Source organism: Chryseobacterium gwangjuense (genome assembly GCF_021311115.1).
Classification (GTDB): domain Bacteria; phylum Bacteroidota; class Bacteroidia; order Flavobacteriales; family Weeksellaceae; genus Chryseobacterium; species Chryseobacterium gwangjuense.
Map to the genome: position 1 here is coordinate 371,046 of NZ_JAJTNP010000004.1, position 24,860 is coordinate 395,905.

The window sequence follows — 24,860 nt, forward strand, 5'->3', positions numbered from 1 at the left end:
GTTACATTTCTATCAATGATTCCTGTTGAACAAAATTTTCCAGCAATTCTACTGCACGATCGTTTCCGCCTGCATTGAGTAAGCTTGCCTGAACTTCTTTCGCTGCGTCTCTGTATGCCGGATTTTCCAATAATTCAAAAACAGTTTGGCGAAGCGCTTCAACACGCAGTCTTTTATATCTGATGCTGATTCCGCAACCTGCTTTTTCGATAAGTTTTGCAATATGAAAATGATCATAAGCAATTGGTGTGATCAACATGGGTAAACCGTTGGTAAAAGTATCATTCACCGTATTAAAACCACCGTGACAAATCACAGTATCCATATGAGGCATCAAAGCCGATTGAGGAACAAAGCTGCTCACGATAAAATTAGAAGGCCATTCTTCAAAAATTTCGGGTGGAGTAGCAGCAATGATGGTTACAGGCTGATCGGCAAATGCTGCAATCACTTTTTCAAAAAATGCTTTTCTGATATCCACTAAAAGAGTTCCAAGTGAAACGAAAACTTTCGGAGTGGTGGAAGCTTCCAGTTTTTCCCAGTCAAAAGGTGCCGGATTTGGACGACCTTTTACAGGGCCTACAAATTCCATATGAGAAGGAACGGTTTCAAAATCAGCGAATTTTTGAGAAGTAAATACCAGATTCAATTCATGAGAATGAATGAAAATTCCGTCTTCTTCGATGCCTACTGCTTTTTGAAGATCTTTAATTAAATTCTGCTGCCACTCAAAGATTTTCGGGGCGCTGTTCGCAGTATCGCCCATCACATCAGGTGGAACAGGAGTTGTTGTTACACAAGGAATATTATGTTTATGGGCAAAAAGAGCTCCTCCGAAACTAATACAATCATTTACGATGACATCGGGTTGCCAGTTTTTGGTAAGAGTTTCCAAACCGGGCATCATCATTTTGGCAAAAGGAACATACGTTTCTTCCAACGCCAGTTTCATCACTTCAGGCCCTGAACAAGAAGGACCGTCATCTTGTCTTTTTAAAATTCTTGCGATCTCCTCCTGATACGGAATTAAATCTTCTTCAGGATAAAAATAACTTCCTCCTTCCGGAATATGTTTATTATCTAAAGGAGTAATTCCGAACCATTTTACTTCGTGACCACGAGCAATTAAGCTTGCTCCAACACTCAAAGTGGGACTGATGTGTCCAAAAAACGGAGGAATAACGAATAAAAATTTAGATGTTGGTTTTTCCATAGTTGAAGTTGAAATGGCGTTTTCAAGTAGATTGGCTGCAGTTTCGCTACCTCCGGCTTCAGCGAAGGATTCACGAACAGTTTCTGCTGCTTTTTTATATTCAGGATTTGTTAAAATAGTTGTTACGGCTTCGTTTAAGTGGTGCGCTTTAAATCGGTTAAAGTTCAGACGTTCTCCTGCTCCGGTACGTACAACACGACCTGCAACATGCGACTGATCATACGCAATCGGAATCACAACTAAAGGCAAACCATTGGAAAGTGCTTCTGAAACCGTATTATGACCACCGTGACAAACGACACCATCCAGATGTGGCAACAAATCCAGTTGGGGAACTTGCTGATACACCATAAAATTATCTGGCCATTCCTCAAAAAGTTGAGGATCTGAAACTACAACAACCGTTAAATCTTCATTTTTAAAAGCATCGACAACCTTTTGGAAAAATGCTTTTTTATGATCGTGATCAAAAGTTGTTCCGATGCTTACGAGAATTTTTTTCTTTGAACTTTTATGAAAGGTTTCCCAATCAAATTCACAGGAAATACGACGCTCAGTAAGAACAGGACCTGTAAACTGGAAATTAGACGGAAGATCCATTTCACCAAAGAAGTATCTTGAAGTTAAGACCAAAGTCAGTAGATCTGAACAGTCCAATGCTTTGTCATCATCAATTCCCAATTCTTTTTGTAATGCAACGATCTGTTTTTCTTCCCATTCGTGAACTTTCGGTAATTCATCCATAATTTTAATGGCAGCCGGAGCGGTAACGGTGGTAGAATAGGGAAGTCCCAATTTTTTTGCAGCAACAGCAGCAGCAAATAACTGATGATCACCAATTACGATGTCAGGTTGGTAAAGTTCAAGTAAGCTGACAATACCATTATAGCAGTGTCTGTTTAAAGGAATCAGAACTTCTTCATAAAGAAATTTGATGCTGTCGATTCCATAGACCACTTTTTTTGAAATAATATCGAGATAGTTTTCACTCTCTTTTTTTTCTTCGTCGGTTTGATCGTATTCGATCAATAATAATTCTCCTCCGACAGGAAGTTTTGTACTTAAATTTTTGTCAAGACTGATCCAGGCTACTTCATGCCCTCTTTCCAGAAGAGTAGCACCGATGCTTAACGTGGGGTTGACGTGCCCTGTCAATGGTGGAACAACAAATACAAATTTAGCCATGGTTTTGTGTCAAAGTTTTTGATAAAATTTTAGATAAAAAATCAACGATCGTTTCTGCGATCAAAGCCGGTTCCTGAATCGGGATATTGTGATCTCCTGAAATTAATTCCAATTGAGAATCGGAGATTTGAGTGTTCAGCCATTCTCCGGTTGGTTTACAATTTGAATCAGAACCGTACAACAATAATGTAGGAATGTCTAACTCAGATAGATTAGCCTCATTCAGAAAATCTTTTTCCTTAATCATATCTGCTTTGATGCTGGTTTGATTGAAAAGGAATTCGTACATACGGTGGTTTTTTTCCATCTGTCTTTTGCCCATCTGAACTTTCGTGGTATCTGTAAAATTAGCCACATAATGTTCTAAAAACTCCTTGCTGTACTGATCGATAATTCCTCTGGCTTTTTCGTCTTGAGGATCGGGAGCTTCCATGATAACCAGCTGATTGATACGGTTTGGATATTCTAAAGAGGTTTTTAAAGCAATTAATCCTCCAAAGCTGTAGCCTACAAGATGTACTTTTTCAAGCTGTAACTCATCCATCAAAGCCATCAGGTCGGAAGACATATTTCCTAAATCGTAACCATCTTCAAAACGTTCGCTCATGCCGTGACTTTTCAGATCGTACATCACCACATGGAATTTTTTTGCTAAAACCGGAGCAATATTGAAATAATAAATAGACAGGTTACTGAACATTCCGTGGATCAAAACCACGGTTTGTTCAGCCCCTTTATTAAGTTCCTGAATATGAACTTTTTTATGATTAATTTCTATTATTGGCATTCGTAGATATAATTGATAATCATACTTAAATCTAGGTCGATCAGCTCATCAAGATCCATAGAAGATAACCAGCCTGTAAAATCGATCTGGTCGCCAAAATGCGCTTTAATTTTCTCTGAGAAAGACACAATTTCGATGCTGTCCATTTCAAGATCTTTGGTGAATGAACTTTCCGGTGTGATATCCATTTCTTCCGCGAATTCTTCACCAATAACTTCTGTGATAAATCCTTTTAAAAGCGTGAATAATTCTTCGTGATTTAATTTTTCTGTTGTATTTAAAGTGTCCATCCTATGATATAATTTTTATGTTTAATTGTTTTGATTTCTGTTTGATTGATCCATAAAGAATCTTCTGTTATTTTCTCAACTCCGAATTGTTTTGGATTTCCTTTCAGTCCGGTTCCTAAAAACTTTCCGTACGCTTCTTTGGCTACCCAGAATCGGGTCGTCCATTCTGCCTGATCTTTGTCTTTTAATAAAGTTAATTCATGATCGGTAAAGACTAAATCGTAAAATCCGGAGCTTCGCTCTTCAATGATTTCCATATCGATTCCGACCGGGTTTCCGTTTCTTGCAATTCCGACTGCATTTTTTCCTTTATGTGCCAGAGAAATGTGAATATTTTCTGTGGAATCTCCGATCAGATAAGGTTTTCCGACATCATCTTTTCCAATTTCAAAAGTAATCGGATAGCAAGGATGATCTTTTTCCTTTTTAAGGAGATTTCGTACTGCATCTTTCACGGCAACACGGCTTACCATCCAGTTTTTTCTCTTATTTGGTAAAAGCGTTTGATGATGCTGTTTTTCGGTTTGGTTAAAATATCTTTTCAGGATAAAATCCCAAGATGCCACTCTCGAATAGGCTTGATGGAAGAAAAATACTTCAGGAGCAATTTCCTCCGAAAGACGGTTATGCAGAGGCGACATGGAAACATTCCACAAAGCGGCATCGATTTCCAGACGACGGTTTTGCCATCCTGAAATCATACACCATACTTTTCCGTCTTTTTTAAGGACGATATCTGCGATGGCGAATTCATCATTTAATTCGGTCAGGCTGCAGGTGCATTCAAAAACTCCGCCCTGATCATGTAGATCTCCGAAGAATTCTATGTCTTTGATTTTTACGGGGAATGCGATTCTGTCTTTGGTTAAAGTTAATTGAAGCCAAAGTCCGAATAATTGTCCCGCATTATCCAGTAAAGAACCTTTTCCACCGTTTCCTTTGATTTTTCCGATAATTCCTTTCGTTCCCACCTTTGAAACTTCCGTAATTCCCTGATATTTTTCTCCGTGAAACATATGCATTTCGTAGATTTCTTCAGGGGTTCTTTCTATTGGTAATAAATCTCCAACTGAAAGGTTGATATTTGGAATCTGACGATCGGTTGAGGTTAAAAGAACTTCTGCGTTCACGAAATTTTCAATTTCCAAATACGCATGATTGGTTGATCTCCATTCTCCTTTTACGGTTTTTTCAAATGGTTTTGCCACATTCATCCATTGGAAAACGCTTACATTCATAATTTTATGAACTTTGCTTCCTTGGATTTCTGTCTGAGCAATTTCCGCTAATTGTTCAAAGATCATGGTCATTGGAATCACAGGTTCCATATCTGCCACGGTTGGCCAACCTTTGGGCTGTCTCAATAAACTGTGGTCGATCAGATACGGATGATTTTCCAAATCAACGTACAATGTTTTGGAAAAATCTTTACTTGCTGGAACTCCTATTTGAGGCGTAATCGGTGTCGGTCTTGAAATTTTAATTTCCGGACGGTTTTGGAAAAGTGTTAATACTTCTTCCTGCATGCTGATCATTTCAGCAATATTTTCCTGAAATGCCTGAACAAGAGGATGTCCTGCTTTTGCCACCGAAATATTTTTTTGTTTCGGAACTTCAACGGTTTTTGCTAAATTTTTAATGGCTGCAAAATCACGGATAATGGGTGAACCTAATTCAAGTTTAATCCCTTTTCCTGATGATTTTTTTGAAGACTGAATATCTAAAAAGTCTAAAGCGATCGTTTTTCCTTCTACAAATAGAGCCGCAACCACACGTTGTAACTGAGCCAATGCAGATCGGATAGGGGTGCTCGAAGCGATAGTGCTGAAAGCTTTTCCTTTCAGGGTATCATCAATAAATCCAATCAAACCTCCGGTTCCGACCTGAATGAAAAATCTTGCCCCTTCTTCATACAATTTGTCTGTCAATTCACGGAAACGAACAGGTTCCACAAGATGTTCTGCACTCAGTTTTCTGATCGATTCCTGATCTGAAGGATAAGGTTCTAAGGTTGTTGCCGACCACAACGGAATTTTCGTCTGCTGGAATTGGGCTTTTTCCATTCCTGCTAAAATCACATCCAATTTATCAGCGATAAAAGGGGAGTGAAAACCGGATTGGAACGGTAAAATCTGATGAAATATCTGTTTTGATTTTAAGACCGGAACCAATTCTTCCAATGCTGAGTTACTTCCGCAGAGAATTACCTGGTTCGGGCAATTGTCATTGGAAATATAAACATTTGGAATTTCTTCAATAATAGGTTTAATGGTTTCAATTCCGGAACCAATTGCGATGAATTTTGAGTCTTTTAACTCAAAAGTTTCAGGATTTAAAACATCAATTAAAGCTTTTACAGAATTCACTTCCGCCAGTTCCGAAGAGTAACCGGCAAGCCATTCTCCTAAACTATGTCCCGCATTCATATCAGGAACAATTCCTAATTTTTTTAGGGAATGATCGAGAATACTGCAGTTGTTGAAAATGTGTAAAGCATCATTTAATAAACCTTCACCTTCCGTTTCTATCGGAGCAGTCAGGTTAAAATAGTGGCTTACACTTTCAATTTCCCCTTTTGCTAACCCATCTAAACCAGGAAATACAAAGGCAACTTTTTCTCCGTTTTGAAGCAAAGGTGTGTTGGTGTACCAAATGTCCTGTTTGTTTCGCCACGGATTATTTTTAGAAACAATTTTTGTCGCTTTTTCTATTCTTTCTTTGGTAGGTTCGAAAACCGCAACACGGAAATTCCCTTCACCTACATGAGTCTCATTATTGTGTAAAGCGGAAAGTAATTCTTCATGTGTTGGTCTTGCCAGGATCAAAACCTTATCTTTTTTAGGTAGATCATATCCTTCCAAAACTACATGCGCATTGATTCCGCCAAATCCGAAAGCATTCACTGCTGCCACTTTTGGCAATCCGGTTTTTGACCAGTTTTTGGCTTCCTGAACAGGTTCAAATCTGGTGTTCTGCATATCCGAAGTTGGATTTTCGCAGTATAAAGTGGGTGGCAATGTATCATGATGCAAAGCCAGACAAGTTTTAATTAAACCTGCGATTCCCGCAGCAGGCATAGCATGACCGATATTCGATTTAACAGAACCGATTCCGGCAATTTTAGCGGTTTCTTCTTTTCCGAAAAACTGAGCCAACGTCTGCAATTCGGTTTTATCTCCAAGCGGAGTTCCTGTTCCGTGTGCTTCAATATAACCGATCTGTTTTTCATCCAGATCTGCATTATTCCAGGCTTGCTGTAAAGCTTTTAATTGTCCTTTTACGGAAGGGCTCATGACACTGGTTCCATTACCGTCACTGCTGACTCCGATACCTTTGATGACCGCATAGATTTTATCCAGATCTTTTACGGCATCTTCAAGTCTTTTTAATACGACAAACCCGCAACCTTCACCAATTAATAATCCATCGGCATCATTGCTGAAAGGCTTGATTTGCTGTTGTTTTGATAAGGCTCCCAATTGCGAAAAAATACTCCAGAACGCAGCATTTTGTCCGGTATGAACTCCACCTGCAATCATAATATCGGAACGGCCTCTCTGAAGTTCCTGAATGGCATGGTCAACAGCCAATAAAGCACTTGCACAAGCAGCATCTACGGTAAAAGCAACGCCTCCTAAATTGAAACGGTTGGCAACTAAAGAAGCAACCAGATTAGGAATCAATCCCATTGCAGTATCGGCTGCAAAACGACCTTTTCTTTCCTGAAAAGCGTGTTTTACTTTTTCAATATCTGCGGAAGAGACTTCTGGTAATAATTCCTGTAACAACGAAGAGATTTGCTCACCTGTTCTTACAATTTCGATGGCTCTTGTTGCACCGGGACCTGTATAGTTTCCTTTTCCGATGATGATTCCGGTTTTTTCCAAGGAAATATTTTTCTTAAAGATTCCGGCATCATCTAAGGCTTTCTGAACTAAATCCAGGGTTAATAAATGATCGGGTTCTGTACCTTCAACTGCCAATGGTAAGATTCCAAAAGCTGTAGGATCGAACTCATAATCAGGAATGAATCCGCCACGTTGGCAATAAAATCTGTCGACCGAACCTGAGTGGTCACTAAAGTGAACGGGATCAATACGATCAGCAGGAGCCAATTGGGTAGAATCTACTTTGTTGACAATATTCTGCCAAAAAGTTTGGGCATCCTGCGCCCCCGGAAAGACGCAGGATAAACCAATTATTGCAACATCTGTTTTTTTCATAAATTAAGTCTAAAACAGAGGTTACCAGTTATTTCCAGACATAATCAATACCTGACTTTCTGTTCCGTATTGTATTTCATTTAAGAAAATTTCTTTTCCCTGATCCAATGGAATAAGAGAAATTCCTCTTCTTTCGTATTCTGATTCCAATGATGAAGAAACCATTCCTGCGCCTTTCCAAGGACCCCAGTTGATGGAAATTACTTTTCCTTTTAATTTTTTATTTAAAGCATTTGCATAATCGTCTAAAACGCTGTTTGCTGCTGCATAATCTGTTTGTCCTTTATTTCCGTATACGGAAGCAATACTTGAAAATAATACCACAAACTGGCAGTCTGTACGAAGTTTTTCGGCTAAAACACGAAGCGGTTTTACTTTGGTATCGAACACACGTCCGAAAGAAGTGGTTGTTTTTTGTTTGAATAATTTATCTTCCAATAATCCTGCTCCGTGAATAACTCCGTCTAAACGGTTGTATTTTTCATAGATGGAATTGATTAAATCTGATAATCCATTTTCATCACAAAGATCTAATGATTGATAAACAACGGTATTCCCCAGTTTTTCCATATCACGGATTGTACTCAGGATCTGATTGTTTTTAAAAACTTTTGTCGTTTCTTTTTCAATATCAGAAGGGGAAGTGAATTTTCCTGATTTAATGAGGAAAGCTCTGATTTCTTCCTTCGTTTTCATCATTTCCAGCTCTTTAAACTCAGAAACTTCATTTTTCGGATCTTTTGAACGACCTACCAAAATATAGTTACACGGATAAGTTTGTGACATATGTTTTACCAACTCTGAAGTAATTCCCTGAGCGCCACCAAGAACTAACACAACAGAGTCTTTATCCAACTGAATATTACTTTCCTGAAGACTGTTTGATAATGGGGAAGGAATGATGTCTACCTTATGTCTTGTATTGTTTTTATAAATGATTTCAGCAGGTTTATCCGTTGATAATATTTCCTTTAATGTAATTTCAGCAATATTATCTATTTCTTCTGACGTACTTAGGCTGATCAATCTGCAGTTTGTCTGCTCAAACTCACGGGCTAAACTTTTGAAAAGTCCCGGATGACCTTTGTAATGGCGTAAAAGGGTAGTATCCGTCAGTTCCTGAATATTGGCAGGAATATCAGAGATTAAATAGATCCATTTTGCTTTTTCAAGATCCATTCTTTTAATCATGTCAACATGGTCGATGATGCTGTGCTTTACTTCTGAAGAAAATATATCTAAAATGATCAATCCGTCAAAAACAGTAAGGTCATTTTCCGAATTAATCAATTCTGCAATAGCACCATGTTTTTCAAGCTCGTTTTTAATAGCTAGAGTCTGTTGGCTATTATCCTGAGTGATGGCGAAACGTTTTCCTTTTAGAATTTCAGTGTTTTCTACTGAAGAAACACCAGTTGGAGTAAGATCGAAACGCAAACGGGATAGCTCATTTTTTGCAGGTTCAGGAGTGCTGTTTCCATTTATTTCATGAATCCATGATGCTAATCCGTTCAATGTTTTAATCGCAGCTAATTTTTCCATTAAATCATCAGCTTGTTCCAAATCCTGACCGAAGCCAATCTTTGTTTTCAGATCTGCGATAATTTCCATTCTTTTGATTGAATCGATGCTTAAATCGGCTTCCATATCTAAGTCTAATCCTAGCATTTCCTTAGGATAACCTGTTTTTTCGCTTACAATATCAAGAATGGCTGTCTGAAGCTCTTCAAGAGACAATGTTTTAGATTGAGCCTGCGTATTTACAGTTTTAACTTCTTCAGCAGCCGTTTTTTGAGAAGTTGCTGATGTTCCTGTATATTCTGTAAACCAATTTACCAAACCACTTAATGTTTTGATGGCAGCTAATTGTTCCATGATGGTATCTTCATTCGCCTGATCGATTTTTAAACCACCAAGTTCATTTTTAAGTGTTCCTATGATTTCAACTCTTTTAATAGAGTCAATACTAAGGTCGGCTTCCAAATCCATTTCCATCCCCAACATTTCCTGAGGATAACCGGTTTTATCACTTACCACCTGCATTAATAAAGCTTTAATATCTTTTACAGGAGCAACTGTTTTTGTCGGAATGATACCATTTTTTTCTGCACCGTTACTTTGTGGAGTCGATATGACAGGAGTCTGATTGTTCGATTGTACAGGAACTGGTGAAGTATACACAACAGGTGCAGGATTTACCTGTGGATGCTGTCCCAGGAAGGAAAGCATCACATCACGCTGCGCCTGTATCATCATTTTCATACTGTTTAAATATTCCTGCAGCATGCGTTCTTGGGTAGATTGGCTTTCGGTTGCAGGAGCTTGAGTATTATGGGTATAGTTGTTCATTTGAATTGGATTTATAATTGGTAATGCACCATTGTTAGGAAGCGTACCTGTTGTCGGGTGTGCGGTTTGTCCGTTTACACGCCAGATGGCAGGATTTTTCTTGTAAAGTTCAGGCTGATCAATTTGAATTAATTGAGCGTTTCGACCGTTGAACAGACTAGCTATGTTGAAGTTTCTTCCGGTACCTAAATACTGAGCCAACATAGAAAGAAGGTGGGTAAGTTTGTTACCGTTGTTATCTTCTACAAACAATGTCAATTGATCTTTGTCTAAGCAAGATTTCGTTAATCCTGTTAAAACTTTTCCTGGTCCCACTTCAATAAATATCCTGGCCCCATCTTCATACATGGCCTGAAGTTCTTCAACGAATCTTACCGGTTGTACCAAATGATCAGTCAGTCTTTCTTTGATTTCTGAAGCTTTTGTTGGATAGGATTCGGCAGTGGTGTTCGACCAAACCGGAATCTGCATTTCCTGGAAAGGGATGTCTTTTAAAACGTCAGCATACAAATCTTTTGATTTTGCCAATAATGGACTGTGGAATGCGCAGGCAACTTCTAATTTCTTAGCTGAAATACGTTCCTGTTTAAGAACTTCCATCAATTTGTTGATCGATTCCGTGCTTCCTGCAACGACACACTGAGTAGGAGCATTGTAATTAACCGGATAACAGTTTTCTACTTGATCTAAAAGTGGCTTTAAAATCTCTTGTGTAGCACTTACGGCAATCATAGAACCCGGATCTCCGCCTTCTACGGAATCTAAAATTGAATGTGCACGTTTGGTACTTAGTTCAACCAGTTGCTCTTCTTCAAATACACCGGAGAAACACAATGCCGGCAATTCTCCGTAACTGTGACCTGCCAACATATCCGGAACAATACCGATGGATTGAAGGAATTTAGCTAGAGCCAAATCAACAATTCCTAAAAGCGGTTGTGCTAAACGGGTGTCTTTTATGGTTTCTTTTTGCTGTTTTAAAGTCGTTTCGTCAAAAGTTCTTGAAGGGAAAAGTACTTTTTCTAATTCAGGGTGCGAATCAATCAGTTTTCGCATTTCAGGGAAAGCTACAAACAGATCACGAGCCATATTGATTCGCTGACTGCCTTGTCCAGGGAAAAGAAATGCTACTTTACCTTCCTTTTTGTTGATTGTAAAAGTGTCTTTACTTTCAATGCCGGATAAAGCCAGTTCGATGTTCATCATCAAATGTTCCGCAGTATCTGCAACGATACTTAACTGTACTTGCTTTTCTGAACTGATCGCCAAACTGTACGCAATATTTTTTAATGAAATACTATCATTGATTTCCAGTAAAGATTTAACTTGATTTAATTGAATTTTAGCTTCCTCATACGTTTCTCCACGGAAAACAAATAATTCCGAAGGCCATGATTGTAATACGGCAGAATCGTCTTCTTTAGGATGATTGGCAATTACGGTGTGGAAATTGGTTCCTCCAAAACCAAAAGCACTGATTCCCGCATAACGGTTTTTCTCGTTCCATAGTCCTGTTTCTGCATGGAAAGCAAATGGACTTGTTTCGGCATCATAATAAGCATTCGGTTTCTGAAGGTGAAGAGTTGGTGGTTTTACCCCATGATAAACTGCTAAAGAAGCCTTTATCAATCCGGCCAATCCTGCCGCACATTTGGTATGTCCAATCTGAGTTTTTACCGAACCTAAATGAGTCTGTCCCGGTAAAGCTCCTGAACGACTGAATAAATTCGTTAATGCACTGAGTTCTGTTTTATCTCCAACCACGGTTCCTGTACCGTGTGCTTCAACCAATCCAATAGAGGCTGCACTGATTCCGGCTTGGGTATATGCTCTTTCCAATGCTCGAACCTGACCGATTTTCCTTGGTGCCGTAAGACCCAAAGCTTTACCGTCACTGGATCCTCCCACACCTTTGATCACCGAATAAATACGGTCACCATCACGCAAAGCATCTTCATATCTTTTTAAGACTAAAATCGCAACACCTTCTCCAAGAGCAATTCCATCCGCTTCACTGTCAAAAGTGGCACATCTTCCTTTTCTGGAAAGGGCATGTGTACTGGAGAACATTAAATAATCGTTGATACCGTTATGTAAATCCGCTCCTCCGGCAAGAACCATGTCCGATTTGTTTAAAATCAATTCCTGACAAGCGAGTTCAATAGCGGCCAAAGAAGAGGCACAAGCTGCATCTACGGTGAAGTTTCTTCCGCCAAGATCTAGACGGTTGGTGATTCTTCCCGCAATAACGTTCGCTAAAATTCCAGGGAAGGAATCTTCTGTGGTATGAGGAAAGGCTTCTTTTACTTCTTCATGAAGTTCTCCGAAAACCTGTTTGTAATATCCTCTGAAACTGTAACTGTTGGCAAGATCATTACCGCCTTCAGCTCCGATGATTACGGATATATTTTCTCTGTTGAAATTTTTTTCACCGTAACCTGCATCCTCCATGGCACGTTTGGCTACCAATAAAGTCAATAATTGCGTGGGTTCGATGGCAGCAAGAGATTGTGGCGGAATTCCGAATGCCAACGGATCAAAATCAATTTTTGGAATGAATCCGCCCCATTTTGAATGGGAAACATCGGCTTCGTTAGAATCCGGTTTATAATAAAGATCTTTATTCCACCTTTCGTCGGGAACTTCCGTTATGCTGTCTTTTCCTGTAATAATATTTCTCCAGTATTCTTCCAGGTTTTTTGCTTCAGGGAAAATACATTCCATTCCGATAATGGCAATATCTAGCGGCTTTTCGACTGAATTTGGTTCTTCTGATAAGGTTGCATTTTGAATGTATTCAAAATTATTAATGGCTACATTTTCATGAAGTTCAGCCATTGAAATGACTTTGTCGTGCATGGTGGCAACCTGACCGATCATATACATTCCAAGATCCAATTGCTCTTCTTTCGGAATATTGACTAAATGATCTCCTTGACGTTCAACGCCTTTGGCTGCAATTCTTAAACGACCGACATTTAATTTTTCAAGCTTTTCCCAAACTTCTTTTTTATCTGTTCCGGCTTCTAATAGCTTTGATTTTTCCGTGTTAAAATATTTTGCAAATGCGGTGTCTAAGCAACGGGTTTCGTGTCCCGGAGCAGTTTCGAGCAATACGGTTTCTTTTGCCTGCATGGCCTGCAATTGGAATTCATCCTGAATGGCTCCGCAAGAAACGGCTTCTTCGGTATATAAATAAGCGGTTCCCATTAAGACTCCGACTTTTACGCCTCTTGCAGCTAACGGAGCGGCCATAATGGAAACAAAGGCTGTAGAGAAATCGTTGTGAATTCCTCCTGCAAAAAATACGCTGATATTTTCCGGGTTGTCTTCTTTTAGGATACGTTCAATTTGTTTTTCCCAAAGAACCATGCTTGAAAGCGGACCAACGTGGCCACCGCATTCCCGTCCTTCAAAGATGAAGTTTTTGGCTCCTTCTTTTAAGAAAATATCCAAAAGGGCAGGAGAAGGAACGTGTAAGAAAGTGGTAATTCCTGCTTTTTCAAATATTTTTGCTTGTGCAGGTCTTCCTCCGGCAATTAAAACAACAGGAGGTTTTGCTTCTAATATATATGATGTCTGTTCTTCTCTCAATTCCTGTGGGGCAAAACCTAAAATACCTACACCCCAGGTTTTTTCACCGGCTAATTTTTTAGTATCCATTACTAAAGATTTTGCCGAGTCTCCTTTTAATAGAGATAAAGCTACAAAAGGTAAAGCTCCTGCTTCTGCAACCGCATTGGCAAACGACGGAACATCACTTACACGAGTCATGGGTCCTTGTGCGATCGGATATTTTATGCCTAATTCCTTAGCTAAGATGTTATCCTGATCAATTACCTGAAGAGCTTTTGCCTGCCTCAAATGACCATACATGGCTTCTTTAAATCCAAAGACTAATTTTTTCAGAGTTTTAAAATCCTCATACAAGTCAGTTGCTAATGAAATGTCTTGTCCCATAGGAATATAACTTTTACTGATATCAAAACCAGTAAAATATTGGGTAAGTTCTTCTGGGGTTATCTTCTCTGGTAATGCAGGTGAATTGGGCCTTACCAATACACGATGATCTGCAATGATCTTAGTTTCAGTTCCGTTGAGTTTTGAACATAGGTCTTTTATATCCTGAGGAACATTGCTTTCCGGAAATAAAGCTAACTGGCTGTCCAAAACAATACCAGTTGCGCCCAAAGCTTTTACCGCAGCTGCAGTATGAAGTCCGACTCCTCCTTGTACCCAAACCGGGATATCGGTAATTTCTTTGATGACACGCTGAAATAATACAAACGTTGATTCATAACCGACCAAACCTCCGGATTCATTTCCTTTGATGATGATACCTTTTGCGCCTGATTGCTCAGCCTGTTTGGCTTCCTCTAAGTTACTTACCTGGTAAATGAACGGTATGTCCCAGGATGGGTTTACCGGGGTTTGAATCGGTAGGATAGCAAACTGTACTTTTTCCGAAATATTGAGAGAAGTCAATTGGTCATTGGAGATATGAATACCATAATGAGGTATATCAGTTTTATCAAGCAGACTAAGTGATTCCTGGGCGATCACTGGCTCATGTCCTAAGCTTAATACAGGGAACGCATTTGCTTCATGGAGTTTAATAATAAGATTAACATCCGGTTTCTCAAAAGGAGTTAATCCAATAATGGTTAAGTTTTTCATTGTGTTGTTGATATTGAATAGTGGAAGGGGGCTTCATAATAAACATCAAACCTATCGTTGTAAAAATTGATAGTTCATTATGAAGGGATAAAAGTAGTTAATTTTTATGATATTTTCAATGATAAAGGATATTTGGTAATAATTTTTTAACATGATTGAAATATTGAATATAAACAGCTCGTAGTCAGTTTGTTATGCGTGTTCAATGTGGTTTGTTCGATTAAAGTCATTTTTATCATGGAGAATTAGTTTTTGTAATATTGATGTTATTAGGTAATACAAGAGGGTTTTTGAATGAAAATGAACTTTTTTTTCATTAGACTGTGAGTAAAATGCCTGATATAAAAGAATTTATTTCTATTATATTGTTAATGATAAAGATAATTTGGTAATAATTTATTAACATGAAAATTATATTCTATATACGATTAATGTGTATAGTTTATAATCTGCTTCTTAGAATTAAGAATGTATCGTCTAGTGGGTATAGATAACAAATGTATGAATAAAAATAAAATATTTCAATATTTTGAGATTTGTTTTTTTTGATAGGGAAGTAGGTAAAGCTATAGTATTGGAAAGTTCTTGATTATTTGATATATAATAAATGATATAACTCTTAATTCTTATGTCAGGGGAGATTTCTACTTACGTATATTGTATAGCGATTAATTTTTTATAAAAAATATTTAAATTGCTTATATTCAGATTGTTATTTGTTTTCTTTTTAAGATTCTTAAATGGTTTTCAGCATATTGCTCAATAAATAATCTATTATTTGCTACATAATTAGTTTTAAACTAATACTTTTGCATCAGTGAATCAGTTGATGGGAATTTAAGGTAAACATTATTTTAATCAATAGTAAAATGATCAAAAAACCTTTGCACAATTTCCATATTCCCGTGATGGGTTTGGCTTACACGATAGACAGTCCTATCCGTGTGGCGCAGTACGGTATTTCTTCCGTAGTTTCTATAATTGATGATGAGATTATAGAGAAAATGAAAAATTTTTACAATAAGAAGTTCAATCTGACTTACTCGAGTATTTCAACTATGATTGACGACTATCGTGCCAAGAGAATTACCGCGTATTTGGACATGATGGATGATATTGTAAATGAAAAATTTGAAACGTTCAAAGAAGAAATTTCTAAAAACAAAACGGCTTTGAAAAGTTTTGTGGAAATGCTTCCCAATACCTCGGAGATTAAAAAGAATCTTCAAAATCTCCTGAATCAAAAAGGAAATAGTACTTCTGTCATTAAAAATTGTATTGAAAATAATCTTTCTCCCGGAAATATTGATGTCAATATTATGACGAAAGTTGACAAAGATAATTTTAAGAACAATGAGCAATTACCTGTAATGTATAATGATGCTCATGCTTCATTGCGGGGTTTTGCTAAAAGTAAATTATCTTCCTCTATGGTGCTTTCTGCGGGAATGAATCCCCGTTTATACAGCTATATTGAAGAATTTGACGATTTTTTTCCTGATGAAAACAGTCTCCTTAAAAAGAAAATCATTCTAAAAGTTAGCGATTTTCGTTCGGCAATGATTCAGGGGAATTTTTTTGCAAAAAAAGGACTTTGGGTTTCGGAATACAGAATTGAATCCGGCTTAAACTGTGGTGGCCATGCCTTTGCAACAGAAGGTTGGTTGCTTGGCCCGATCATGGAGGAATTTAAGCAAAGAAAAAATGAATTAATAGCATCTTCTCATGCTTTAATGATAAAAGCTTTAGAACAAAAAGGGAGATATTCGGTTTCAGAACCTTTAGAAATGAAGATTACGGTTCAGGGTGGAGTAGGAACCTCTGAAGAACATGATTTTCTTTTAGAAACGTATAATGTTGACAGTATTGGTTGGGGATCCCCGTTTTTACTGGTTCCGGAAGCAACTTCTGTAGATAAAGAAACAAGAGAATTGCTTGTCAAATCGAAAGAGAAAGATTTTTATTTGAGCAATCTTTCACCTTTGGGGGTGCCTTTTAATACTATAAAAGGAACATCGAACGATATTATCCGACAAGAAAAACAAAAGAGAAACCGTTATGGAAGTTCGTGCCCGAAGAAATTGCTGGCTTTAAGCAAAGAATATTCAGCAGAAGGAATGTGTACGGCTTCTAAAAAATATCAGGAGATAAAGTTCGCAGAACTGGAGGTGGAAAAAGAAGAGATCCCAAAAGAAGTATATCAAAAAAGAAAAGAAAATATTACGGAAAAGGCCTGTCTTTGTGTGGGGTTAGTCAATGCTGCCTATCTCGAAAATAATATGGAAGTAAAAGGAGAGAAGCAGGGTGTTGTGATTTGCCCGGGACCGAATCTTGCCTATTTTGATAAAGAAGTTTCCCTTTCGAAAATGGTGAAGCATATCTATGGAAATGAAAATATTCTTCCTGAAAATGATCGACCGAATATGTTTATAAATGAATTAAAAATGTACATTGATCATTTGAGAAAAGATATTAAAGGCTTTTCAGGAGCGCTGACGAATTCTCAAATTAAAAAATGGAAAACTTTTAAAGAAAATATTCTGGAGGGAATTACTTATTATGAAAGTCTTTTTAGAAAAACGGTTTTTTTTAAAACGGATGTACATTTAAATAATCAACTGCAGGAAAATAAACGAATAATATTAGAAATCGAAATTCCCGAGATTTAATCTATTGATAAAACCTTCAAATAAATTGAAGGTTTTATTTTTAATGTAAGTCAACTTTTTATATCCTGAAATCTAGACTTATATTGATTTTTTAGAGGTTTGTCTTGAAAATATTTTGTCAGAATAAAAAAAGATCCTATATTTGCACCACTGAAAACGACGATAGAATCGTAGTTTATGGAGAGTTGGCAGAGTGGTCGATTGCGGCAGTCTTGAAAACTGTTGACTGTAACAGGTCCGGGGGTTCGAATCCCTCACTCTCCGCCAGTTGGGAAACCAAAATAAGCTAAAACGCTGTAAACATTAATGTTTGCAGCGTTTTTTGTTTTAGCGCTAGTATCAAAAAAAGTCAAAATAGATCATATAAATTATGACCTATTTAGTGACCTATCGTGAAAATTGAAAAGAGGTCACTGAAAATTCAGGAAAACCTGACCAATAGGCAGTCTAACGATTGTACATCTTGTAAAAAGTGGTAACAAAAAGTAAATTATTTAACAATTAAAGTTATCACACAATGAACAAAACATTCAACCTGCTATTCTTTATAAAAAAGAATAAAATCAGAACAAACGGAACCGCTCCAATCTACTTACGAATTACCATAGATGGCAAGGCAGCTGAGATTGCAGCTAAAAGGTATATTGAACCTAAGAAATGGGATAATAAAGCTCACAAAGCTGTAGGTAATAGTCTAGAAGCCAAAACACTGAACATTTACCTTAAAACTTTGGAACAGCAAGTTTACGATTTCCATTATCTGATGCTGAAAGAAGTGGACTTTGTAACAGCAGAAAGTTTAAAATCTAAACTGCTTGGAACTGATACTACTACAAGAATGCTCATTCCTATTTTTCAGGATCATAATGATAAAGTAGAAGCATTGGTTGGTCAGGATTTTGCTCCCGGCACATTAGAACGATATAAAACCTCTTTAAAACATACGCAGGAATTTCTAAATTGGAAATATAAAATTTCTGATATTGACATTACAAAAATCGATTACGCTTTCATAGTGGATTATGATTTTTGGCTTCGCAGTGTGCGCAAATGTGCCAATAATACTGCAGTAAAGTATATTAAGAATTTCAAAAAGATTATGCGACTATGTATGGCGAATGGCTGGCTATCAAAAGATCCCTTTCTGGGCTACCAAGCAAAACTTAAAGTAGTAGAACGTCCCTATCTTACCAAGGAGGAAATTCAGTCGATTTATGAAAAGGAATTTGCATCAGACAGATTGAACCAAGTACGTGATATTTTCCTTTTCAGTTGTTATACTGGATTAGCTTATATAGATGTTAAGAAATTATCGAAATCTCACATCAATCTCGGAATAGATGGTGACAAATGGATATTTACACATCGTCAGAAAACCGATACCTCAACCAAAGTTCCACTACTGCCATTAGCTCAAGAGCTTATTTTGAAATATGAAGACTATTCGGAATGTGTTAATTTAAATGTTCTGTTTCCTGTTCTAAGTAATCAGAAAATGAATTCTTATCTCAAAGAAATTGCAAATGTTTGTGGAATAAATAAAGAATTGACATTCCATATAGCAAGACATACTTTTGCTACAACCATAACATTATCTAATGGTGTGCCGATTGAAAGTGTTAGTAAAATGCTGGGGCATACAAATATTAAAACTACGCAGCAATATGCGAAGATTCTGGATAAGAAAGTGAGTGAGGATATGTCCACTCTACGAAATAAACTAAAAAATGGGAGTACCATTGAAGATTAAGGTAGCTATAAACGTGCTGTGTTTAAATTCTGTCTAGGGACCTCAACGAGCGTATTTTCAAACACTTTTGTTGATGATTTAATTCGTTTGTGTCAAATTAAACAAGAATTAGCTATTGCAAATCTGGCATTAAATTTATTGTAGTCGTAAAGTTTTTTGCAATATAATCTTAAGTATTTCAAACAATCGAAGCTGTCATAATTTAACTTTAGTTTACTTTGATTGTTTATAACCTCGTATGAACATTTTTTAATTCTTTATTTATCTTTTATGTAAAGTATTTAATCAATTTATAAAAAGCTGCTTTATTCTTTCTTAACGATATTCAGCCTTCTTTTATTGAGTATTTTAAAAATTAAAGGCAATGATATACTTAAATATACCAACCAAATTTCAAAAATGATTTTATAGAAGAAATTTACTATTATCATATAAAGTATGTGATAATATTTTGAATTTAATCTATTCTTATTACATATACATTAAAATATATTACCATCTTTTAAAAATTGGCTATACGGACTAATTGTTCAATGTTGATTAATTGAATTTTACGTCCTTCAATTCTGATAAGATGTTCCTGCTTAAAATCATTGAGAATACGGGCTAAGGTTTCTCTTGCTGTTCCTACCATATTGGCCAGATCAATTCGGGATAGTGAGATAAAAACATTTGTCTTAGATTCGTTAGTCGTATATTTATCATGAAGAATTAGTAAGCTAAGGGCAGCCCGTTCTCTAACGGTTCGATGTGACAATACCGCCATTAGGTTGGCCATCACACTAAACTCGTGACTAAGGGATTTTAGTAATAGTCTTGAAAAAACTGATGACTGATCAAGGATGTGTAAGAAATCATCTTTTGAAATAAATGATATGATAGAATTTTCAAGGGTTAATGTGGTATCCCCATAAGTTTCATTACTCAAAATAGCAGAATACCCAAAAAATTCACCGGAACTGTAAATGATTTGCTCTCTTCCATCATTGTCTACCTTGTACTTCTTTATTTTACCTTCGTTTAAATAATAAATACCGGTGGGTTTTGTGCCATCTGTAAATATAGCTTCATGATTACGGTAGTTTTTACTTTTCATTGCATTGATAAGTAAATTTTTATCATACTCAGGAAGTTCGTTAAAAAGATATTGATTATTAAAAATAAATTTTGAAATCATAATTTTTACTTCTTATTATTGAAAAAGAACTCAAAATTTAACTTAAATCACATTTTAAGCCTATGTAAATCACCAAGTTTTCTTTCTAAACAGATTATTTTTGCAAAAGTAAGAAAATTGCTCTTGAAATAGGAAAGAATGTCTTTTTTAAGAAGTGAACTGAATGTAATGAAGAGAAGCTGGAGATAAATTATTATATAACGATTTTTTTAAGTATACCGGATAAATAATAACAAGTACTCTTTATACATATTGATATAGCTAAATTTTTTTACCTTTTATTTATCCGGTTATTTTTTATTGAAAATAACAAATAATGAGTAATGTTTACGATAATATCCTTGGCCTAATAGGAAACACTCCTATGGTGAAGCTAAATACTGTTACAAAAGATATTCCTGCAACCGTTTATGCCAAGTTAGAATCATATAATCCTGGACATTCCACTAAAGATAGAATTGCACTTCACATTATAGAAAACGCTGAGAAAAAAGGCTTATTAAAAGAAGATTCTGTAGTTGTAGAAACTACTTCCGGAAATACCGGTTTTTCTATTGCAATGGTTTGCATCATTAAAGGATATAAATGTATGCTTGCTGTAAGTGATAAGACAAAGCCAGAAAAAATAGCTTATCTTAAAGCACTTGGAGCTACGGTTTACATATGCCCTGCTAATGTACCTGCAGATGACCCTAGATCTTACTATGAAGTTGCTAAAAGAATCGCTTCAGAAACACCAAATTCAGTTTACATCAATCAATATTTTAATGAACTAAATATTGATGCCCACTACCAAACCACAGGACCTGAAATTTGGGAACAGACAGAAGGTAAAATTACTCACCTTTTTGCCTGCACTGGAACAGGTGGAACTTTATCAGGATCAGCAAAATTTTTAAAGGAAAAAAATCCTGCGATCAAAGTGATCGGTGTAGATGCCGATGGCTCTATTCTTAAAAGTTATCATGAGACCGGGGAAATTCGTAAAGAAGATGTTCACCCTTATCAGATCGAAGGAATGGGGAAAAATTTAATTCCTTCTGCCTTGCTTTTTGATAAAATTGATGAGTTTGTAAGAGTAAACGATGAGATGTCTGCTTACAGAACCCGCGAAATTGCTTTAAAAGAAGCGATTATGGGAGGTTATACTACAGGAGCAGTTACTCAGGCATTGATGCAATATGCACAATCTCATGAGCTTTCTGAAAACGATATCATTGTTTTAATATATCCGGATCATGGGTCAAGATACATTACCAAAGTGTACAGCGACAAATGGATGGAAGAACAGGGATTCATCAATAACTGTGTTCATAATTATGATGAAGTTTTTTGACCAGAATTCATAAAGTAAAAGATAAGTATAAGATTTCTTAAAAGATCTTGTAACTGATATGGAAGTATCTATTGTAACAGTCAAATATGGTATAGATGTTTAGACATAGAGGAAAAAACAGAACTTATTTTCATAATCTTAAATTAGCATCACTCCTTTCATTTGTTGCAGGGACAATTAATATTGTTGGAGTATTATCAATTAAAATATTAACGACGAACATCACTGGTCATTTTGCTTTTTTTTCTGAAGAAGTAGTGCTGAAGGATTATTATGCAGCTGCTATCTACCTTTTATTTATCGGATGTTTCTTGTTAGGAGCTTTCTGTTCGAGTCTTCTGGTAGAATTTGTATCCGGGTTTAGAAAACTACAATCTCATTTTATTCCTTTACTGATAGAAATTTTTATTTTGGGCTTCATAGGACTGTCAGCTGATTTAAAAATAACAATCAGTCCAAATACAATTGCTTGTCTTTTACTTTTTGCAATGGGATTGCAGAATTCTTTAGTAACAAGAGTATCTCAATCAGTGGTAAGAACGACACACCTTACAGGTATTTTTACCGATTTAGGGATAGAAATGTCAAAATTGTTTTTTTATCGTAAAGGAATTGTATACAACCAACTAAAAAAAAGTATTATGCTAAAAATTGTCATTGTACTATGTTTTTTTTCAGGAGGCGTAACAGGAGGTTTTATTTATGAAATCTTTTATATAAAAACATTATTATTTTCTGTAGGATTACTTTTTTTCATCATCTGGTATGATAGAATATTATATAAATATTATGTATTGAAAAGAAAGTTAAGATGAAGTAATTTGTTCGACTTAATTGGTAAGTATAACCAGTTGAAAACTAATTTCTTTTAATTTTCATATTAAATGACGTTAATATATTGGTAGTATACCGAGAATTTTCAGTTTTTTCATTTATCTTACTATTGAGAGCTAAAGATGCGTCAAGAATTAGTGATTTAATGATGGTATAAGCTGCGGGAATAAAAAGCTTTTCATTTTTATTTTGAAAATTATAAAGCCTTTCAACTAAATAGTATTTTATCATGTTTTTTGGAGCATCAAAATAAGGAATACTGAAAATATCTGTTCTTAAGTTAAAAAATAGAATTGAATAGAGGCAAGTAGGGTTATTAGAGTGTTGTTCATAAAACAAAGAAGAAAAAGAGTAAATAAAGATTTCTTTTCCTTTATATTTACTAAATGAGAGCATTTTATGAGGACCAATAAAAACAACACTGTTACTTTTTATTTCATAAGTTTCTTCTTCAATAGTAATCTTAAGGTCGTCAAGTATTAGTAAAATACAAAAGTATTTTAATGTATTGAAATCTGATTTTCCTTGTTTCTTTTTAATAATATGGCTTAACGGATTAATACTGAATCCCGTTTTTGTAAGTTCTTTTTGTAGATGTACCATTGGTATTAATTAGAGATTAAAATAGTTAAAAATTCTTATTAAAGTACGTTATTTTGATTGTCTAAAATTTTGACTTAAATCAAATTTTGTAAAAAGATAGATCATGAAAATTTATTGAGAAAGGGACTACTTTTGCTCGAAAGTAAAAAACTGATCATAGAAATGAATCATTTAGAAAGTTTAAAGGAAATCGGAATTCTATCCACAAAAGAGATTTTTTGGAATTTATCAGAAACCCAGTTAATTTCACAAACCTTAAGAAAAGGGCAGGGTATTACAACTGAATCGGGGGCATTGGCTTGTGATACTGGTGAGTTTACAGGACGTTCCCCAAAAGATAAATATGTAGTCTTAGATGAAAATACCCAAAACTCGGTTTGGTGGGGAGAAGTAAATCATCCGTTTTTGCCTGAAGATTTCGACCGATTATATAATCGTGTAGTTGCTCATCTTTCAGAAAGTGAAATTTATGTTAAAGATGTCTATGCTTGTGCAAAACCTGAATATCGTTTAAATATCAGGGTTATTACTGAAAATCCATGGCAAAGCTTATTTGCCAATAATTTGTTTTTAAGGCTTAATGAAAAAGAGCTTGGGGTATTTAAGCACGAATGGCTTATCCTTGCAGCACCAAGTTTTAAAGCTGTTCCTGAAACTGATAAAACCCGTCAGCATAATTTTACGATTATCAATTTCACAAAAAAAATCATTCTTATTGGAGGGAGTGCATACACGGGTGAAATTAAAAAAGGCATTTTTACGGTATTGAATTATATTCTTCCGCATGAGAAACAAGTCTTATCAATGCATTGTTCAGCCAATGTTGGCCAAGGTGGAGATACTTCTGTATTTTTTGGACTTTCCGGAACAGGAAAAACGACTCTTTCAGCAGATCCGGCCAGAAAATTAATAGGAGATGATGAGCATGGATGGGATAACGATAATGTTTTTAATTTTGAAGGGGGATGTTATGCTAAATGTGTAAATTTAAGTCAAGACAAAGAGCCTCAGATTTTCGCTGCGATTCGTCCGGGTACTTTGCTTGAAAACGTACGTTTTTTTGACGGAACAGACATTGTTAATTATGATGATACTTCTGTCACTGAAAACACCAGAGCTGCTTATCCGATCGACTTTATTGATAACGCGATCCATCCTTCTGTTGGGGGGATTCCCAATAATATTTTCTTTTTGACTTGTGATGCTTTTGGCGTACTGCCTCCGATTTCAAAACTAACAACTGGTCAGGCGATGTACCATTTTATTTCGGGATATACGGCAAAAGTAGCCGGAACCGAAGCTGGAATTACTGAACCACAGACCACATTTTCAGCATGCTTCGGAAAACCTTTTCTTCCCCTTCATCCTACAAAATACGCTGAACTTTTAGGGAAAAAGCTGAATGAAAATAATGTAAACGTTTGGTTGATTAATACAGGTTGGTCAGGAGGCTCTTACGGAGTAGGAGAACGTATAAAACTGTCTTACACGAGAGCTATGATTACTACAGTATTAGAAAACAAATTCGAAAATGTAGATTTTATAAGTGATGCTGTCTTTGGTCTTCAAATGCCTGTACAGTGTGAAGGTGTTCCTTCTGAAATCCTGAATCCTAAAAATACTTGGGCTGACTCATCTCAATATGATAAAAAAGCACTACATCTAGCCAATCAATTTACGGAGAACTTTAAAGAGTTTGAATCTTTTGCCAGTAATGAAATTATAGAAGGAGGGCCTATCCAAAAAAAATAAATAAATTAAAATAAA

At 36.1% G+C, this 24,860-nt stretch carries 12 protein-coding genes and 1 tRNA gene; 6 read left to right on the top strand and 7 right to left on the bottom strand.

The genetic code is table 11. From position 1 onward, the window contains the following. Position 1: 1 nt before the first annotated feature. From LV842_RS10400 to LV842_RS10420, 5 genes are read right to left on the bottom strand one after another with little or no spacing between them, the layout of a single operon-like run. Positions 2–2,398: a glycosyltransferase gene (locus tag LV842_RS10400; RefSeq protein ID WP_233111379.1), complete on the bottom strand. Its 2,397-nt coding sequence runs from the start codon at positions 2,396–2,398 to the stop codon at positions 2–4. Next, positions 2,391–3,185, bottom strand: coding sequence for an alpha/beta fold hydrolase (locus LV842_RS10405; protein WP_233111380.1), 795 nt, complete (start codon positions 3,183–3,185; stop codon positions 2,391–2,393). The genes LV842_RS10400 and LV842_RS10405 overlap by 8 nt, the downstream gene beginning before the upstream one ends. Continuing rightward, positions 3,176–3,475 (bottom strand): acyl carrier protein, encoded by a 300-nt coding sequence (locus tag LV842_RS10410; protein ID WP_233111381.1) that lies wholly within the window; start codon positions 3,473–3,475, stop codon positions 3,176–3,178. Before LV842_RS10410 ends, LV842_RS10405 begins: the two co-directional genes overlap by 10 nt. Next, positions 3,463–7,698: a type I polyketide synthase gene (locus tag LV842_RS10415; protein WP_233111382.1), complete on the bottom strand. Its 4,236-nt coding sequence runs from the start codon at positions 7,696–7,698 to the stop codon at positions 3,463–3,465. The genes LV842_RS10410 and LV842_RS10415 overlap by 13 nt, the downstream gene beginning before the upstream one ends. A 21-nt stretch (positions 7,699–7,719) precedes the next feature. Continuing rightward, on the bottom strand, positions 7,720–14,724 hold the full coding sequence (locus LV842_RS10420; protein ID WP_233111383.1) for a type I polyketide synthase: 7,005 nt from the start codon (positions 14,722–14,724) through the stop codon (positions 7,720–7,722). Between the two features lie 869 nt (positions 14,725–15,593). On the opposite strand from LV842_RS10420, the gene LV842_RS10425 reads away from it, so the two are divergent. The 3 genes from LV842_RS10425 to LV842_RS10435 all read left to right on the top strand — a co-directional run bounded on the left by LV842_RS10425 (position 15,594) and on the right by LV842_RS10435 (position 19,143). After that, positions 15,594–17,393, top strand: a complete 1,800-nt coding sequence (locus LV842_RS10425; protein WP_233111384.1) for a hypothetical protein — start codon at positions 15,594–15,596, stop codon at positions 17,391–17,393. Between the two features lie 179 nt (positions 17,394–17,572). After that, positions 17,573–17,660 (top strand) — tRNA-Ser (locus LV842_RS10430). Between the two features lie 250 nt (positions 17,661–17,910). Continuing rightward, positions 17,911–19,143 carry a site-specific integrase gene (locus LV842_RS10435; protein ID WP_233111385.1) on the top strand — a complete coding sequence of 411 codons (1,233 nt, stop codon included), beginning with the start codon at positions 17,911–17,913 and terminating at the stop codon, positions 19,141–19,143. A gap of 502 nt (positions 19,144–19,645) precedes the next feature. Here the strand turns inward: LV842_RS10435 and LV842_RS10440 are convergent. Then, complete coding sequence (locus LV842_RS10440; protein WP_233111386.1) at positions 19,646–20,320, bottom strand: Crp/Fnr family transcriptional regulator; 675 nt, start codon at positions 20,318–20,320, stop codon at positions 19,646–19,648. Between the two features lie 316 nt (positions 20,321–20,636). Between LV842_RS10440 and LV842_RS10445 the strand changes: the two genes are divergently transcribed. Together LV842_RS10445 and LV842_RS10450 are read left to right on the top strand one after the other, a co-directional pair. Further along, a complete protein-coding gene (locus LV842_RS10445) occupies positions 20,637–21,656 on the top strand; it encodes a PLP-dependent cysteine synthase family protein (RefSeq protein WP_233111387.1) in 1,020 nt (339 codons plus the stop codon). A 95-nt stretch (positions 21,657–21,751) separates the two neighbouring features. Next, positions 21,752–22,471, top strand: coding sequence for a YoaK family protein (locus tag LV842_RS10450; protein WP_233111388.1), 720 nt, complete (start codon positions 21,752–21,754; stop codon positions 22,469–22,471). A gap of 43 nt (positions 22,472–22,514) precedes the next feature. Here the strand turns inward: LV842_RS10450 and LV842_RS10455 are convergent, their stop codons facing one another. Then, complete coding sequence (locus tag LV842_RS10455) at positions 22,515–23,093, bottom strand: hypothetical protein (RefSeq protein WP_233111389.1); 579 nt, start codon at positions 23,091–23,093, stop codon at positions 22,515–22,517. A gap of 162 nt (positions 23,094–23,255) precedes the next feature. Here LV842_RS10455 and pckA point away from each other — a divergent pair, with 162 nt between their 5' ends. Next, on the top strand, positions 23,256–24,845 hold the full coding sequence (pckA, locus tag LV842_RS10460; RefSeq protein WP_233111390.1) for a phosphoenolpyruvate carboxykinase (ATP): 1,590 nt from the start codon (positions 23,256–23,258) through the stop codon (positions 24,843–24,845). Positions 24,846–24,860 lie beyond the last annotated feature (15 nt).